15 protein-coding genes are annotated in these 15,853 nt (G+C 68.2%); 8 read left to right on the plus strand and 7 right to left on the minus strand.

The genetic code is table 11. The annotated features are described in order from the left end of the window. The first annotated feature begins 6 nt into the window (after positions 1-6). From BHQ18_RS04030 to BHQ18_RS04045, 4 genes are read left to right on the plus strand one after another with little or no spacing between them, the layout of a single operon-like run. Positions 7-1,044, plus strand: coding sequence for a branched-chain amino acid ABC transporter permease (locus tag BHQ18_RS04030; protein ID WP_069412272.1), 1,038 nt, complete (start codon positions 7-9; stop codon positions 1,042-1,044). Continuing rightward, on the plus strand, positions 1,041-2,204 hold the full coding sequence (locus tag BHQ18_RS04035) for a branched-chain amino acid ABC transporter permease (protein WP_069412273.1): 1,164 nt from the start codon (positions 1,041-1,043) through the stop codon (positions 2,202-2,204). Before BHQ18_RS04030 ends, BHQ18_RS04035 begins: the two co-directional genes overlap by 4 nt. Continuing rightward, positions 2,201-3,028: an ABC transporter ATP-binding protein gene (locus BHQ18_RS04040; RefSeq protein WP_069412274.1), complete on the plus strand. Its 828-nt coding sequence runs from the start codon at positions 2,201-2,203 to the stop codon at positions 3,026-3,028. Before BHQ18_RS04035 ends, BHQ18_RS04040 begins: the two co-directional genes overlap by 4 nt. Continuing rightward, positions 3,012-3,767, plus strand: coding sequence for an ABC transporter ATP-binding protein (locus BHQ18_RS04045; protein WP_069412275.1), 756 nt, complete (start codon positions 3,012-3,014; stop codon positions 3,765-3,767). Before BHQ18_RS04040 ends, BHQ18_RS04045 begins: the two co-directional genes overlap by 17 nt. 3 nt (positions 3,768-3,770) lie before the next feature. On the opposite strand, the gene BHQ18_RS04050 is transcribed toward BHQ18_RS04045, so the two are convergent. Genes BHQ18_RS04050 through BHQ18_RS04065 form a run of 4 tightly spaced genes read right to left on the minus strand, consistent with a single transcriptional unit; the run spans position 3,771 to position 6,304 of the window. Then, a complete protein-coding gene (locus BHQ18_RS04050; RefSeq protein ID WP_069412372.1) occupies positions 3,771-3,992 on the minus strand; it encodes a DUF167 domain-containing protein in 222 nt (73 codons plus the stop codon). Continuing rightward, positions 3,989-4,678, minus strand: coding sequence for a YwaF family protein (locus BHQ18_RS04055; protein ID WP_069412276.1), 690 nt, complete (start codon positions 4,676-4,678; stop codon positions 3,989-3,991). Before BHQ18_RS04055 ends, BHQ18_RS04050 begins: the two co-directional genes overlap by 4 nt. Beyond that, positions 4,668-5,885 carry a lipid-transfer protein gene (locus BHQ18_RS04060; protein ID WP_069412277.1) on the minus strand — a complete coding sequence of 406 codons (1,218 nt, stop codon included), beginning with the start codon at positions 5,883-5,885 and terminating at the stop codon, positions 4,668-4,670. The genes BHQ18_RS04055 and BHQ18_RS04060 overlap by 11 nt, the downstream gene beginning before the upstream one ends. Further along, complete coding sequence (locus BHQ18_RS04065; RefSeq protein ID WP_069412278.1) at positions 5,867-6,304, minus strand: Zn-ribbon domain-containing OB-fold protein; 438 nt, start codon at positions 6,302-6,304, stop codon at positions 5,867-5,869. Before BHQ18_RS04065 ends, BHQ18_RS04060 begins: the two co-directional genes overlap by 19 nt. Positions 6,305-6,426: 122 nt before the next feature. Between BHQ18_RS04065 and polA the strand changes: the two genes are divergently transcribed. Beyond that, on the plus strand, positions 6,427-9,162 hold the full coding sequence (gene polA, locus BHQ18_RS04070) for a DNA polymerase I (protein ID WP_069412279.1): 2,736 nt from the start codon (positions 6,427-6,429) through the stop codon (positions 9,160-9,162). On the opposite strand, the gene BHQ18_RS04075 is transcribed toward polA, so the two are convergent. After that, positions 9,159-9,770 carry a LysE family translocator gene (locus BHQ18_RS04075; protein ID WP_069412373.1) on the minus strand — a complete coding sequence of 204 codons (612 nt, stop codon included), beginning with the start codon at positions 9,768-9,770 and terminating at the stop codon, positions 9,159-9,161. The genes polA and BHQ18_RS04075 overlap by 4 nt on opposite strands. Positions 9,771-9,824: 54 nt before the next feature. Further along, positions 9,825-10,991: a PrsW family intramembrane metalloprotease gene (locus BHQ18_RS04080; RefSeq protein ID WP_069412280.1), complete on the minus strand. Its 1,167-nt coding sequence runs from the start codon at positions 10,989-10,991 to the stop codon at positions 9,825-9,827. Between the two features lie 162 nt (positions 10,992-11,153). Between BHQ18_RS04080 and rpsA the strand changes: the two genes are divergently transcribed. From rpsA to coaE, 3 genes are all read left to right on the plus strand, one after another. Next, complete coding sequence (rpsA, locus tag BHQ18_RS04085; RefSeq protein WP_069412281.1) at positions 11,154-12,596, plus strand: 30S ribosomal protein S1; 1,443 nt, start codon at positions 11,154-11,156, stop codon at positions 12,594-12,596. A 184-nt stretch (positions 12,597-12,780) separates the two neighbouring features. Continuing rightward, positions 12,781-13,971: a zinc metallochaperone AztD gene (gene aztD / locus BHQ18_RS04090; protein WP_069412282.1), complete on the plus strand. Its 1,191-nt coding sequence runs from the start codon at positions 12,781-12,783 to the stop codon at positions 13,969-13,971. Positions 13,972-14,000: 29 nt separating this feature from the next. Further along, positions 14,001-15,221 (plus strand): dephospho-CoA kinase, encoded by a 1,221-nt coding sequence (gene coaE / locus BHQ18_RS04095; RefSeq protein ID WP_069412283.1) that lies wholly within the window; start codon positions 14,001-14,003, stop codon positions 15,219-15,221. A 12-nt stretch (positions 15,222-15,233) separates the two neighbouring features. Here coaE and BHQ18_RS04100 read toward each other — a convergent pair whose 3' ends face one another. Then, a complete protein-coding gene (locus tag BHQ18_RS04100) occupies positions 15,234-15,848 on the minus strand; it encodes a hypothetical protein (protein WP_276045471.1) in 615 nt (204 codons plus the stop codon). Positions 15,849-15,853 lie beyond the last annotated feature (5 nt).

Genomic DNA, 15,853 nt, shown 5'->3' on the forward strand with positions numbered 1-15,853 from the left:
CCCCGGATGAGTCACCAGTGCGTCGAGCAGTACGCCTGCTTGGCCGCGAACATCAACTTCAACCTGGACGGCCTGCGGGACGGGTTCTGGCAGTTGACGATCGACGGCCTCTCCTGGGGCGCGATCTACGCGCTGGTCGCGGTCGGGTACACCCTGGTGTACGGCGTGCTCAAGCTGATCAACTTCGCGCACTCCGAAGTGTTCATGTTCGGCATGTTCGGCGCCTACTTCTGCCTCGACATGATCCTGGGTTTCACCCCGAGCGGGAACACCTACGACAAGGGCATCGGGTTGACCGTGCTCTACCTGGGCATCGCGATGCTGTTCGCGATGGCCGTGTCGGGCGGCACGGCGGTGGGACTGGAGGCGATCGCCTACCGGCCGCTGCGCCGACGCAAGGCCGAACGGCTGTCGTTTCTGATCACCGCGATCGGCATGTCATTCGTACTACAGGAATTCGTGCACTTCATCCTGCCGAAGATCATCGACGGATACGGCGGCTCCAACGCCCAGCAGCCGATCCGGCTGGTCTCGCCGGAAACCCAGTTCACGGTGTTCGGCGCCGCGGTCTCCAACATCACGCTGATCATCGTTGTCGCGGCGCTGTTCCTGGCACTGATGACCGATATGACGATCAACCGCACCAAGTTCGGCCGCGGCATCCGGGCGGTGGCCCAGGATCCCGACACCGCGACGCTGATGGGCGTCTCCCGCGAACGCATCATCATGACCACCTTCCTGATCGGCGGTCTGCTGGCCGGCGCGGCCGCACTGCTCTACACCCTGAAGGTCCCGCAGGGCATCATCTACTCCGGCGGCTTCCTGCTCGGCATCAAGGCGTTCTCGGCCGCCGTGCTCGGCGGCATCGGCAACCTGCGCGGCGCGCTGCTGGGCGGTCTGCTGCTGGGGATCATGGAGAACTACGGGCAGGCGGTGTTCGGCACGCAGTGGCGTGATGTGGTGGCGTTCGTCTTGCTGGTTCTCGTGCTGTTCTTCCGCCCCACCGGGATACTCGGCGAGAGCCTCGGAAAGGCGCGAGCATGACACGCAACCTGCTGGCCCCCGGTGACGGGCTGCGGAGGTGGTGGGACGGCCGCAGCCGGGCGCAGAAGTGGGGTTTCGGGCTGGTCGCGTTCGGTGTGCTCGCGATGCTGCCGTTGTTCCCGCCGCCGTTTCTGAACACCCCGAACATCAGTTTCGGCGGGACCATGGCGCAGTTCGCGATGGTCGCGATCATCGCGATCGGCCTCAACGTCGTCGTCGGCCAGGCCGGCCTGCTCGACCTCGGCTACGTCGGCTTCTACGCCGTCGGCGCCTACACCGTCGCACTCCTGACCAGCCCCAACAGCCCGTGGAACCGGCTGGGTGCGACAGGCTGGTTCACCGAGGACTGGGCGTGGCTGGCGTGTGTGCCGCTGGCGATGGCCATCACCGCGCTGACCGGCCTGATCCTGGGTACGCCGACGCTGCGGCTGCGCGGTGACTACCTGGCCATCGTCACGCTCGGGTTCGGCGAGATCATCCGGCTGATGGCCGACAACCTCTCCGACATCACCAACGGCCCGCGCGGGCTCAACGAAGTCGCCTACCCCCGGCTGGGGGAGAGCGAACGGTTGCCCGAAGGTGTGTTCTCCAGCGGCAACTCGTCGGGGCTGGCGAACTACGGCACGTGGTGGTTCTGGCTGGGCATCGTGCTGATCATCGCGATCCTGATGTTGGTGGGCAACCTCGAACGCAGCCGCGTCGGCCGCGCCTGGATCGCGATCCGCGAGGACGAGGACGCCGCGGAAGTCATGGGCGTCAACACGTTCAAGTTCAAACTGTGGGCGTTCGTGATCGGCGCTGCGATCGGCGGACTGTCCGGTGCGCTGTACGCCGGGCAGGTGCAGTTCGTGGCGCCGCCGACGTTCAACATCATCAACTCGATGCTGTTTCTGTGCGCGGTGGTGCTCGGCGGGCAGGGCAACAAACTCGGTGTGGTGGTCGGCGCCTTCGTCATCGTCTACCTCCCGAACCGGCTGCTGGGAGTGGAGTTCCTGGGCATCAACCTCGGGGACCTGAAGTACCTGTTCTTCGGGATGGCGTTGGTCGCGCTGATGATCTTCCGGCCGCAGGGCCTGTTCCCGGCGCGCCAACAGCTGCTGACCTACGGCAGGGCCGCACGCGACCTCCTGCGCAACCCGGAGAAGGAGGCGGTGAAGTGACCATCGAAGAACTCGCCGGCGTTCACCGCGAGATCCAGGCCGCTGAGGGCGAGATCCTGCTGCAGACAACCGATCTCACGATGAAGTTCGGCGGCCTGACGGCGCTGGATTCGGTGTCGTTCGACATCCGGCGCGGCGAGATCCTCGGCATGATCGGGCCGAACGGGGCGGGCAAGACCACCTGCTTCAACGCGATCACCGGTGTGTACCGCCCGACCTCGGGCACCGTCACCTTCGACGGCGCGCCGCTGGGAAAGATCAAGCGGCACCAGATCACCCGCCGCGGCATCGCCCGCACGTTCCAGAACATCCGCCTGTGGGGTGAGATGACGGCGCTGGAGAACGTCATGGTGGGCACCGACGCCCGGCACTTCACCTCGGTCCCGGGCGCGCTGGTGCGCACGCCTCGGCATCGCCGCGAGGAGATGTCGGCGGTCGAGAGGTCCGCGGCGCTGCTGCATTTCGTCGGGATCGGCCACCGCGGTGAGGAGAAGGCCAAGAACCTCCCGTATGGCGATCAGCGTCGTCTCGAGATCGCCCGCGCGCTGGCCACCGAACCCAAACTGCTCTGCCTGGACGAACCCGCCGCCGGGTTCAACCCGAACGAGAAGGCCGCGCTCATCGAGCTGATCCAGAAGATCCGCGACGACGGCTACACGGTGCTGCTGATCGAGCACGACATGCGGCTCGTGATGGGCGTGACCGACCGGATCGTGGTGCTCGAGTTCGGCCGCAAGATCGCCGACGGGCTGCCCGCCGAGATCCGCGAGGACCCCAAGGTCATCGCCGCTTACCTGGGAGTGCCTGATGACGAAGTCGAATGAGCCGGTCACCGACGACCGCCCGGTCATCCTGGAACTGCGTGACCTCGTCGTGCAGTACGGGCGAATCCGTGCGCTGCACGGCATCTCGCTGACGGTGCGCGAAGGGGAGCTCGTCACGCTGCTGGGTTCCAACGGTGCCGGCAAGACCACCACCATGCGGGCGATCTCGGGGCTGCTGCCGTTGACGTCGGGTTCGGTGTGGTTCGAGGGCAAGGACATCAGCAAGGTCAAAGCGCACCACCGGGTGATCCAGGGCCTGGTTCAGGCGCCCGAAGGCCGCGGCGTGTTTCCCGGCATGACCGTCGTCGAGAACCTCGAAATGGGTTGCTACGGACGCAAGTTCGCGAACAAGCACGAGCACCGGGAGCGGCTCGACTGGGTGCTCGAGACCTTTCCCCGGCTGGCCGAACGCCGCACGCAGGTGGGCGGCACGCTGTCCGGCGGTGAACAGCAGATGCTGGCGATCGGGCGCGCGCTGATGGCCCGCCCGCGGGTGCTGCTGCTCGACGAGCCGTCGATGGGTCTGGCGCCGATGGTCATCTCGCAGATCTTTCGGATCATCGCCGAGATCAACGCGCAGGGCACGACGGTGTTGCTCGTCGAGCAGAACGCGCAGCAGGCGCTGAGCCGCTCGGACCGCGCCTACATCCTCGAGACCGGCGAGGTCACCCGCACCGGTGATGCCCGGGAGTTGTTGGCCGACGACAGCATTCGGGCCGCCTACCTCGGCGTGGCGTGAACGCTAGGTGATCTCGAAGCGCTTGATCCGCGAGGCCGCGCCCGACACCAGCCGGACCCGGCTGGGCGCGACTCCCAGGTGCTCGGCCAGCAGTTTGACGACGGCCTTGGTCGCCTTCCCGTCGACCGGGCGCTCACGCACGTAGACGGTGAGGTCGCCGTCGTCACCCGATTCGACCAGCGGCCCCTTGGCGCTGCCGGGTTTGACGCGCACGGTGACGATCACCGTCGCGCCCGTTCCGGCCGCACCCACGGCCAGGTCATCAACGCCCACACGGCGAACACCAGCGCGGCGGTCACCACGATGTAGGCCGGCCACGGCCCGAGCAGATCCAGCAGCGACGCCGAGGCCGGTTTGCGGTTGGTGAACCCGTAGTTGGTGTCGGCGAGCCTGTTGAACACCACGGTCACCACCGCCCATGCCGACGTCACAACGACGGCCAACCGGTAGTCGCGCCAGCCGGGGCGCATCCCGCGGCCCCAGGTCAGGTAGATCGCCGCCCACACCACCACCAGATGGATCGCGTAGAACGCCAGGAACTGGTAGTGCGGAAAGTCCGGGCCGCGCAGCACGGGGGAGATCAGCGCCTGCACGCTGAGCACCAGACCCCAGTAGTAGGTGAGCGCATAGGCCCAGTGGCGCTGCGTCCACAGCGCGTACGCGGCGACGACGGTGGCCAGGTCGGTCAGCTGCAGCGGCACCGAACTGTCCAGCGTCGGCGGAACCAGGTTGTAGACGACGATCGCGGCGTAGATCGCCGCGGTCACCCCGCCGAGTGTGCGGCCCACCCGACGAGCCGATGTGTGCGACATGCGCCGGCCGGCCCGGACGAGCAGGGCCGCGCCGACGACGAACACGGCGAGGGCGCCCCAGTACGAGGGCCCGTACGGTTCGAACTGCCTAGCGAGCAACAACGACGGACGAACCGTGGCCGAACAGGCCCTGGTTCGCGGTGATGCCGACCTTGGCGCCGTCGACCTGGCGGCCGGTGGCCTGTCCCTTGAGCTGCCAGGTCAGCTCGCACACCTGCGCAATGGCTTGCGCGGGAATGGCTTCGCCGAAGCACGCCAGCCCGCCGGACGGGTTGACGGGGATCTTGCCGCCGATCGTGGTGGCGCCGCTGCGTAACAACTGCTCGGCCTCACCCTTGGCGCACAGCCCGAGGTGTTCGTACCAGTCCAGTTCCAGCGCGGTGGACAGGTCGTAGACCTCGGCCACGCTCAGGTCCTCGGGACCGATACCGGCCTCGGCGTAGGCGGCGTCGAGGATCTGATCTTTGAAGACGCGTTCCGGTGCGTTCACCACGGCGGTGGAATCGGTTGCGATGTCCGGCAATTCGGGAAGGTGCTGCGGGTACTGCGGTGACTGCAGGCTGATGGCGCGCACCGACGGCACACCGTCGAGTGAGCCGAGGTGCTTCTCGGCGAACGACTTGCTCGCCACGACCAGCGCCGCCGCGCCGTCGGACGTCGCGCAGATGTCCAGCAGCCGAAGGGGATCGGAGACCACCGGGCTGGCCAGCACGTCGTCGACGGTGGCCTCCTTGCGGTAGCGCGCGTTCGGGTTGTCCAGACCGTGCCTGGCGTTCTTGACCTTCACCGCGGCGAAGTCTTCGAGGGTGGCGCCGTACAGGTCCATCCGGCGCCGGGCCAGCAGCGCGAAATACACGGTGTTGGTGGCGCCGATCAGGTGGAACCGCTGCCAGTCCGGGTCGTTCTTGCGTTCCCCGCCGACCGGCGCGAAGAACCCCTTGGGGGTGGTGTCGGCGCCGATCACCAGCGCCACGTCGCAGAAGCCGGCCAGGATCTGCGCGCGGGCGCTCTGCAGTGCCTGCGACCCGCTGGCGCATGCGGCGTAGCTCGACGTGACGGGAACCCCGTTCCAGCCGAGCTTCTGGGCGAACGTCGCGCCGGCGACGAAGCCGGGATAGCCGTTGCGGATGGTGTCGGCACCGGCGACCAGCTGGATCTGGCGCCAGTCCAGGTTCGCCTCGGCCAGGGCGGCGCGGGCGGCGACGACGCCGTACTCGGTGAAGTCGCGGCCCCACTTGCCCCACGGGTGCATGCCGGCACCGAGGATGTAGACGGGTTCCGGTGCGCTCACGAGGCGATCCTCCATGCGTAGACGACGCGTTCGATGCCCTCGTCGTCGACGAACAGCGGCATCGTGGTCAGTTCCATCTGCATGCCGACCTTCAGGTCCGCCGCCAGCGTGCCCTCGACGACCTTGCCGAGCACGATCAGACCCTCGTCGGCGAGCTGCACGGCGGCAACGGCGAACGGCTCGAACGGATCCGGCGCCGGGTACGGGGGCGGGGGAGCGTAGCGGTTCTCGGTGTAGCTCCACAGCGTGCCGCGGCGCGACAGCGGGACCTGCGCGAGTTCGTCGCCGTCACAGGCCGGGTTGGGGCAGTTGTTGGCGCGGGGCGGGAACACGTAGGTCCCGCATTGATGGCACTTGCCGCCGATCAGGTACGGCGCACCGGATCCGTCGGTGGCGAACCACCCGTCGACGGCCGGTTGAGTGGATGCTGACACGCGGTCAGCGTACCGAGTCGACCAGCAGAACTGAAACGTGTTCCAGTTGAGTGGGACACCGGGGCCGATGTGATGGGGCGGGTGGGCGCCGGGTGTCGGTCGCGGTGCCTAGAGTTGAGGCCGTGAGCCCAGCCAGCACCGCCACCGCGAAGAAGACGGCGTCCGTCAAGCCCGGTGAGAAGGCCGACGACAAACCGACTCTGATGTTGCTCGACGGCAATTCGCTGGCGTACCGGGCGTTCTACGCGCTGCCCGCGGAGAACTTCAAGACCCAGGGCGGGCTGACCACCAACGCGGTCTACGGGTTCACCGCGATGCTGATCAACCTGCTGCGGGACGAGCAGCCCAGCCACATCGCCGCCGCGTTCGACGTGTCGCGCCAGACTTTCCGCGTCGACAAGTACCCCGAATACAAGGCGGGCCGGTCCACCACCCCCGACGAGTTCCGCGGGCAGATCGACATCACCAAGGAGGTGCTCGGTGCGCTGGGCATCACGGTGCTGGCCGAGCCCGGCTTCGAGGCCGACGACATCATCGCCACCCTGGCCACCCAGGCCGAGCAGGGCGGTTACCGCGTCCTGGTGGTCACCGGTGACCGCGACTCGCTGCAGCTGGTCAGCGACGACGTCACCGTGCTCTATCCCCGTAAGGGGGTCAGCGAGCTGACCCGGTTCACCCCGGAGGCGGTGGTCGAGAAGTACGGGCTCACCCCGCAGCAGTACCCCGACTTCGCCGCGCTGCGCGGCGACCCGAGCGACAACCTGCCGGGCATCCCCGGTGTCGGCGAGAAGACCGCCACCAAGTGGATCGCCGAATACGGTTCGCTGCAGGCGCTTGTCGACAACGTCGACAAGGTCAAGGGCAAGGTCGGGGACGCGCTGCGCACCAACCTGTCGTCGGTGGTGCTCAACCGCGAGTTGACCGATCTGGTCAAGGACGTGCCGCTGCCGCACACCCCCGACACGTTGCGGATGCAGCCGTGGGACCGCGACCAGATCCACCGGCTGTTCGACGACCTCGAGTTCCGCGTGCTGCGCGACCGGCTGTTCGACACGCTGGCCTCGGCCGACCCGGAGGTCGATCAGGGGTTCGACGTGCGCGGCGGTGCGCTGGAGTCCGGGGAACTGGCCGCCTGGCTGGCCGAGCACAGTTCGGGGCAGCGGTTCGGTCTGGCCGTCGTCGGCACCCACCTGGCTTTCGACGCGGACGCCACCGCGCTGGCGGTCGTCGCCCCCGACGGCGACGGTCGCTACATCGACACGACGACACTGAGCGCCGAGGACGAGGCCGCGCTGGCGTCGTGGCTGGCCGATCCGGGACCGCCCAAGGCGCTGCACGAGGCCAAGCTGGCGATGCACGACCTGCAGGGGCGCGGTTGGACACTGGCCGGCGTCACCTCCGACACCGCGCTGGCGGCGTACCTGGTGCGGCCGGGGCAGCGCAGCTTCGCGCTCGACGACCTGTCGCTGCGCTACCTCAAACGCGAGCTGCGCGCGGATAACCCTGAGCAGCAACAGCTTTCGCTACTCGATGACGGCGCTGACGACCAGGCCGTGCAAGCCACGCTGCTGCGGGCCAGCGCGGTGATGGACCTCGCCGACGCGCTCGACGAGGAGCTCGCCCGCATCGACTCGCTGGCGCTGCTGAACAACATGGAGCTGCCGGTACAGCGGGTGCTGGCCGAGATGGAGACCGCGGGCATCGCCGTCGACCTGGAGCAGCTGGGCCAGTTGCAGAGCGAGTTCGCCGACCAGATCCGCGACGCCGCCGAGGCGGCCTACGCGGTGATCGGCAAACAGATCAACCTCGGCTCACCCAAACAGCTGCAGGTGGTGCTGTTCGACGAGCTGGAGATGCCGAAGACCAAACGCACCAAGACCGGTTACACCACCGACGCCGACGCGCTGCAGTCGTTGTTCGACAAGACGGGTCACCCGTTCCTGCAGCATCTGCTGGCGCACCGCGACGCCACCCGGCTCAAGGTGACCGTCGACGGGCTGTTGGCCTCGGTGGCCTCCGACGGCCGGATTCACACCACGTTCAACCAGACCATCGCGGCCACCGGCCGGCTGTCGTCGACCGAGCCGAACCTGCAGAACATCCCGATCCGGACCGAGGCGGGCCGCCGCATCCGCGACGCGTTCGTGGTAGGCGCGGGGTTCGCCGAGTTGATGACCGCGGACTACAGCCAGATCGAGATGCGCATCATGGCCCACCTGTCGAAGGACGAGGGCCTGATCGAGGCGTTCCGCACCGGCGAGGACCTGCACTCGTTCGTCGCGTCGCGGGCGTTCGACGTGCCGATCGACGAGGTGACCGCCGAACTGCGGCGCCGGGTCAAGGCGATGTCGTACGGCCTGGCCTACGGGTTGAGCGCGTACGGGCTGGCCGCGCAGCTGAAGATCTCCACCGAAGAGGCCAAGGTCCAGATGGAGCAGTACTTCGACCGGTTCGGCGGCATCCGCGACTATCTGCGCGACGTCGTCGATCAGGCCCGCAAGGACGGCTACACCTCGACGGTGTTCGGCAGGCGCCGGTATCTGCCGGAGCTGGACAGCAGCAACCGCAACGTGCGTGAGGCCGCCGAACGCGCCGCGCTCAACGCGCCGATCCAGGGCAGCGCCGCCGACATCATCAAGGTCGCGATGATCAACGTCGACGCGGCGATCAAGGAGGCCGGCCTCAAGTCGCGCATGCTGCTGCAGGTGCACGACGAGCTGCTCTTCGAGGTCGCCGACGGTGAACGCGACGCGCTGGAGACGTTGGTCCGCGAACAGATGGGCAACGCCTACCCGCTCGACGTCGCGCTCGAGGTGTCGGTCGGGTACGGCCGCAGCTGGGACGCCGCGGCGCACTAACGCGCGTCGGCCGCCAGTCCGAGCCCGAGCGCCATCAGGCAGGCGCCCATCACGCGCTCCATGCGCCGGCGAATGTGCGCCCGCCGCAGCACTTCCCGTGCCCTGGCGGCGAGCAGCACCACGCCCGCGCACCACGAGGTGTCGATGACCAGCTGGATGACCGCGAGCACGAGCAGCGTCGGCAGCACCGGACCGCTGGACGGCAGGAACTGCGGGATCACGACGATGCCGAACGCCGCGGCCTTCGGGTTGGCCGCGATCGACAGCAGCGCCGCCCGGAATGCGGCGGCGGGCGTGCGCCCGCGCGGCGGCGCCGCCGGCTCCAGCCCGATCGGTTGTTTGGCGTTGCGCCACGCGCTGATGCCGAGCCACATCAGGATCGCGGCGCCACCGATGTGCAGCACCACCGACAGCGCATGGTTGGCCAGCAGCAGCACCGACAACCCCGCGCCGCCGGCCAGCGTCCACGCGAAGATCCCGATCTCATTGCCGACGACCGCGGCGAGGCCCGCAGCGCGGCCGTCGCGCACCGACCGGTGCAGAAACAGCGCGGTCGCGGGGCCCGGCAGGGCCGCCAGCACCACGCAGGCCAGCAGGAAGGCCGGCATCACGTTCCACAGATGAGTCGCCACGTGAAAAGTATCGCGGCGCGCGCAACCGAGTTAGCGACCCGCGGCGCGGTAACCGGCCATCGCCTGCAGCGTCGGGCCGGCGGCACGGGCGGCGTGCACGGCGTAGGCCTCCTCGGTCAGCAACGCATGCACCCGCGGGTCGCCGAAGCCACGGTCGATGCGGTCGCGCACGAAGGCCAACTCGACGACCTGCGCGGCGAACCGCTTCACGGCCTTGCGGCCGGTCGGCCCGCCCAGGCGGGAGGCGTAGGCCAGCGCCGCCTTGCGGCCCCGCAACGAGCCCAGCCAGGTCGCCTCGTTCGGCGTCACCAACCCGGCTTCGAGCATGCCCGGGAGCTTCGCGGTCACGATCTTCTGCTCGCGGCGCCGGCTGTACACCCCGAGCCCGATCGCCAGCGCGAAGATCGGCATCATCCACAACACGTAGATCCCGAGGTACCAGTCGACTCCCAGCAGTGACGAGCCGTTCCACAGCCCGTGCATCACGACCGCGGCCAGATAGCCGAGCGCGATGTGGACCGCCCTGGCCGCCTGCCCGCGCCGCTGCATCGCGAAGTAGACACCGATCGCGAAAAAGGTGGTGAACAGCGAGTGCGCGAACGGCGCCATGATCAGCCGCAGCGCCGCGGTCATCAGCGAATCGCTCAGCGACTCGCCGCTGGAGATGTAGAGGATGTCCTCCAGCCACGCGAACCCGGCGCCGACCAGCCCCGCGTAGACCAGGCAGTCGGTCAGCGAGTTGAGCTCGTTGCGTCGCCTGCCGGTCATCATCAGCAGCAGGAACGCGCCCTTGGCGGCTTCCTCGATGACCGGGGCGGCCACCGCCACCGACACCCAGCTGACCTCGTCGGACTCGCCGGCAACGATCAGCGACTCGACGAACAGGCCGACGATGACCGACAGCACGACCGCGACCGACGCGCCCCATAAAAACGCGAAGAGGAGGAGCCGCGGCGGTTCGGGCTCCCAGCGGTCGAGCCAGATGTAGGCCAGCGCCACGACGAGCATCGCCACGCTCGACAGGACGAACCCGATCGCGGTGCCGACCGGGTTGAGCGCGGTCAACCCGACGATGATCAGTCCGACCACGGTGGCCATCACGATGAGCGCCGCCAGCGGCGCTCCGGCCGCGCGGACCTTACGCTGGAACGGCGGTGCGGACAGCCACGGCTGCTGGGGTGCGCCGGGGTGTGACACGCAAGCAGACTAGCGGCCTGGGGAGACCGGGTTTGTCCAGCATGTGCCCCGTCGAGTAACCTCTACGGGTACCTGTCTGTGGTTTTTGCATTCTTCTGCGGCGGGTATCACCAATAACAAGTCCCGTCCCTACGATGAAACCTGTCCGGAGCAACCCAACATATGCCAAGTCCCTCCGTCACCTCGCCGCAAGTAGCCGTCAACGACATCGGCTCGGCTGAGGACTTTCTCGCCGCCATCGACAAGACCATCAAGTACTTCAACGATGGCGACATCGTCGAAGGGACCATCGTCAAGGTTGACCGTGACGAGGTCCTGCTCGACATCGGCTACAAGACCGAAGGCGTCATCCCGTCCCGGGAGTTGTCCATCAAGCACGACGTCGACCCCAATGAGGTCGTTTCCGTGGGCGATGAGGTCGAAGCCCTGGTCCTCACCAAGGAGGACAAGGAAGGCCGCCTGATCCTGTCCAAGAAGCGCGCACAGTACGAGCGCGCCTGGGGCACCATCGAAGAGCTCAAGGAGAAGGACGAGGCCGTCAAGGGCACCGTCATCGAGGTCGTCAAGGGCGGCCTGATCCTCGACATCGGCCTGCGCGGCTTCCTGCCCGCGTCGCTGGTCGAGATGCGTCGCGTCCGCGATCTGCAGCCGTACATCGGCAAGGAGATCGAGGCCAAGATCATCGAGCTCGACAAGAACCGCAACAACGTGGTGCTGTCGCGTCGCGCCTGGCTGGAGCAGACCCAGTCCGAGGTGCGCAGCGAGTTCCTCAACCAGCTGCAGAAGGGCGCCATCCGCAAGGGTGTCGTGTCCTCGATCGTCAACTTCGGCGCGTTCGTCGATCTCGGCGGTGTCGACGGCCTGGTGCACGTCTCCGAGCTGTCCTGGAAGCACATCGACCATCCGTCCGAGGTCGTCCAGGTGGGCGACGAGGTCACCGTCGAGGTGCTCGACGTCGACATGGACCGCGAGCGGGTTTCGTTGTCGCTCAAGGCGACTCAGGAAGACCCGTGGCGCCACTTCGCCCGCACCCACGCGATCGGGCAGATCGTGCCGGGCAAGGTCACCAAGCTGGTGCCGTTCGGCGCGTTCGTGCGCGTCGAGGAGGGCATCGAGGGCCTGGTGCACATCTCGGAGCTGTCCGAGCGGCACGTCGAGGTACCGGACCAGGTGGTCCAGGTCGGGGACGACGCGATGGTCAAGGTCATCGACATCGACCTGGAACGTCGCCGGATCTCGCTGAGCCTCAAGCAGGCCAACGAGGACTACACCGAGGAGTTCGACCCGTCGAAGTACGGCATGGCCGACAGCTACGACGACCAGGGCAACTACATCTTCCCCGAGGGCTTCGACGCCGAGACCAACGAATGGCTCGAAGGCTTCGAGAAGCAGCGTGAAGAGTGGGAGTCCCGCTACGCCGAGGCCGAGCGCCGGCACAAGATGCACACCGCGCAGATGGAGAAGTTCGCCGCTGCCGAGGCCGAGGCGGCCAGCCGCCCGGCGAGCAACGGCACCTCGCGCGGCGACGAGCCGTCGGGTGGCGGGTCGCTGGCCAGCGACGCCCAGTTGGCGGCGCTGCGCGAGAAGCTCGCAGGCAACGCGTAGTCCACAGCAGTATCGAGAACGCCCCGGCTCGTCGAGCCGGGGCGTTTTTCGTCGTTTACGACCGAAACTGAGCTTGTGTGCGAGAAACCCGCCGGATATCGGACAAAAGTTCAGTTTCGACGGCCCGACATGTGCACACATCGCTTTTTGACAATGATTTTCATTAACTGGTCTACTCACCGGCATGAAACGAGTCGTAACCCTGCTTTCTGTCGCGCTGCTGGCCGCCGCGTGCGGTACCACCGAGACGACCGAGGCGGCGGTGCCGGTCGAGCGGGGATCGGCGACCCCACGGCTGGCGCTCAGCTATGACGGCGGCATCCTCGTCGTGGACGCCGCGACGCTGGCGCCCGTCGCCGACATTCCGGTCGAGGGCTTCGTCCGACTCAACTCGGCCGCCAACGGCCGCCACGTGCTGGTCTCGCAGACCGATGGCTTCGCGGTGCTCGACATGGGCACCTGGAGCGACGAACACGGCGACCACGCCCATCACTACACCGCGACGCCGCGTCTGACCGACATGCGGTTCGGTGGCGCCCAGCCCGGCCACGTCGTCGCCCACGACCAGAAGCTCACATTGTTCAGCGACGGCACCGGCACGGTCGACGTCGTGGACCCCGAAGCGCTGCTTGACGGTGAATCCGAGCCGCTCGCGTCGCTGACCCGCGAACCGCACCACGGGGTCGCGGTCGCCCGGGCCGACGGATCCATCGTCGTCAGCGTCGGCGACGAGGAGACGCGCTCCGGGCTGGCGATCCTCGACGCGTCGGGCCGACCGGTCGCCGCCAACGGCGAATGCCCCGGCCTGCACGGTGAGGCCGCCGCCGCCAACGGTGTCCTCACCTTCGGGTGCGAGGACGGGATGCTGATCGTGCGGGGCAACGACATCCGCAAGGTCGCGAGTCCCGACGCCTACGGACGCATCGGGAACCAGGCCGGCAGCGCCCGGTCTACCGTCGTGCTCGGCGACTACAAGACCGATCCTGACGCGGAACTCGAACGGCCGCAACGGTTCACGCTCACAGACACAACAACCGCCACGATCCGTGTGGTGCCGATCGACGCGAGCTACACCTTCCGCTCGCTGGATCGCGGACCGGCGGGGGAGGCCGTGCTGCTCGGCACCGACGGCGCCCTGCACGTGTACGACGCCGTCACCGCACAGCGGATCGCGCACCACCGGGTGATCGGCGCCTGGACCGAACCCGACGACTGGCAGGACCCGATGCCGAATCTGCACGTGCAGGACGACGTCGCCTACATCAGCGCTCCGGCCGAACGTCGGCTGGTCGCCGTCGACCTGGCCTCCGGCGCGGTGGTCGCCGATACACGTCTGGAGCAGACCACGATCGAGCTCACCGGTGTGGCGGGCTGAGCGCGATCCCGGCCTGACAGACTGGTGCGGTGCTGCGCATTGGCCTGTCCGGCGGTATCGGCGCCGGGAAATCGACCGTGTCATCGACCTTCAGTGAACTCGGCGGGATCGTCGTCGACGGGGATGTGATCGCCCGCGAGGTCGTCGAGCCCGGCACCGAGGGGTTGGCCAAGCTGGTCGACGCCTTCGGCCACGAGATCCTGCACGCCGGCGGGCCCGACGCGGGCTCGCTGAACCGTCCCGCGCTGGCCGCGATCGCGTTCAGCGACGAGGAGAAGCGCCAGACGCTCAACGGGATCGTGCACCCACTGGTCGCGCACCGGCGCTCGGAGCTGATCGCGGCGGCGGCCGACGATGCGGTGATCATCGAGGACATCCCGCTGCTCGTGGAGTCCGGTATGGCGCCGATGTTCCCGCTGGTGGTGATCGTGCACGCCGACGAGGACGTCCGGGTGAAGCGGCTCATCGAGTACCGCGGATTCACCGAACAGGACGCCAGGGCGCGGATCGCCGCGCAGGCCACCGAGGAGCAGCGACGGGCCGTCGCCGATGTGTGGTTGGACAACTCGGGCAGCGCGGGTCAGCTGGTCGAGCAGGCCCGCGCGCTGTGGCACGAGCGCATCCAGCCGTTCGCCCACAATCTGCGCGAGAACCAGTGGGCGACGGCCGCGCCGACCCTGGTGCCCTACGACGACACGTGGCCCGAGCAGGCGCGGCGCGCCGTCGCGCGGCTCACCACCGCGTGCGGGCACCGCGCCGTACGCGTCGACCACATCGGTTCGACCGCGGTCCCCGGGATGGACGCCAAGGACATCATCGACATCCAGGTGACGGTCGATTCGCTCGAGGTGGCCGACGAGTTACGCGACGCGCTGACGTCGGCGGGCTATGTGCGTACGCCGTTCACCGCCGACGTCGCGAAACCCGACGCCCGCAGCACCGTGCCCGGATTCGACCACACCGGTGAAGCGCTGTGGGACAAGCGACTTCACTGTTCAGCCGATCCCGGCCGGCCGACGCACGTGCACGTACGGGTGGCCGGCCGGCCGAACCAGCAGTTCGCTCTGCTGTTCGTCGACTGGCTGCGCGCCAATCCCGGGGTGCGGGCCGACTACCTGGCGCTCAAGCGGCGGGTCGCCGCCGAGGGCCACGCCACCACCGGCGCGTACGCCGAGGCGAAGGAGCCGTGGTTCCTGGAGGCCTACCGGCGGGCCTGGGAGTGGGCCGATACGACGGGCTGGCGGCCGTAGCGAACGCGGTCGTCAGGCCGCGGGCGGGGCAGGCTCGACGGCCGGTGCGGGTGTGTCGGGTGCGGCGGGCGCCGTCCCGTCGATCGGGATGTCCAGCGGGGCGCCGCACTGCAGAACGCCGTAGAGGGGATCGTCCTTCGGGCGGAACAGCCGCGGCGCGATGAACTGGTCGGCCTTGGCCACGATCTGATCGTCGACCAGGATCTCGCAGTGCAGGTTGGACCCGTAGGGCCACTCGATGGAGATCTCCATGCCGGCCAGTTGCGGGTCGGCGAGCACCGCGTTCACCTCGAACGTCTGGCCCGGCAGCAGGGTCGGGGTCGCGCTGTTGACGTTGTGGTCGTCCATCTTGTAGGCGACGACCGCGCCGCGAGACGTACCGTCGGCGCGCGCCCGGTAGATGACGTTGTGCAGCAGATCCGGCTCGGCGGGGGCCGGCGCCGCCTCGGTTCCGGTGTCGACGGGTTGGTCCACCGGCTGGGCCGACGCGGACGGGGGCACCAGCAGCGAGCCCGCGAGCAGGGCGCCCGCAGCGCCGACGGCTGCGTAGCGGGTCCGCGTGGTGGGCCTCACGCGACCAGAGATTACCGCTCGACGTGGCCAGGACAAATTCAGAGTCGTTGCCATCACGA

This window comes from Mycolicibacterium flavescens (genome assembly GCF_001722335.1).
Taxonomy (GTDB): domain Bacteria; phylum Actinomycetota; class Actinomycetes; order Mycobacteriales; family Mycobacteriaceae; genus Mycobacterium; species Mycobacterium flavescens.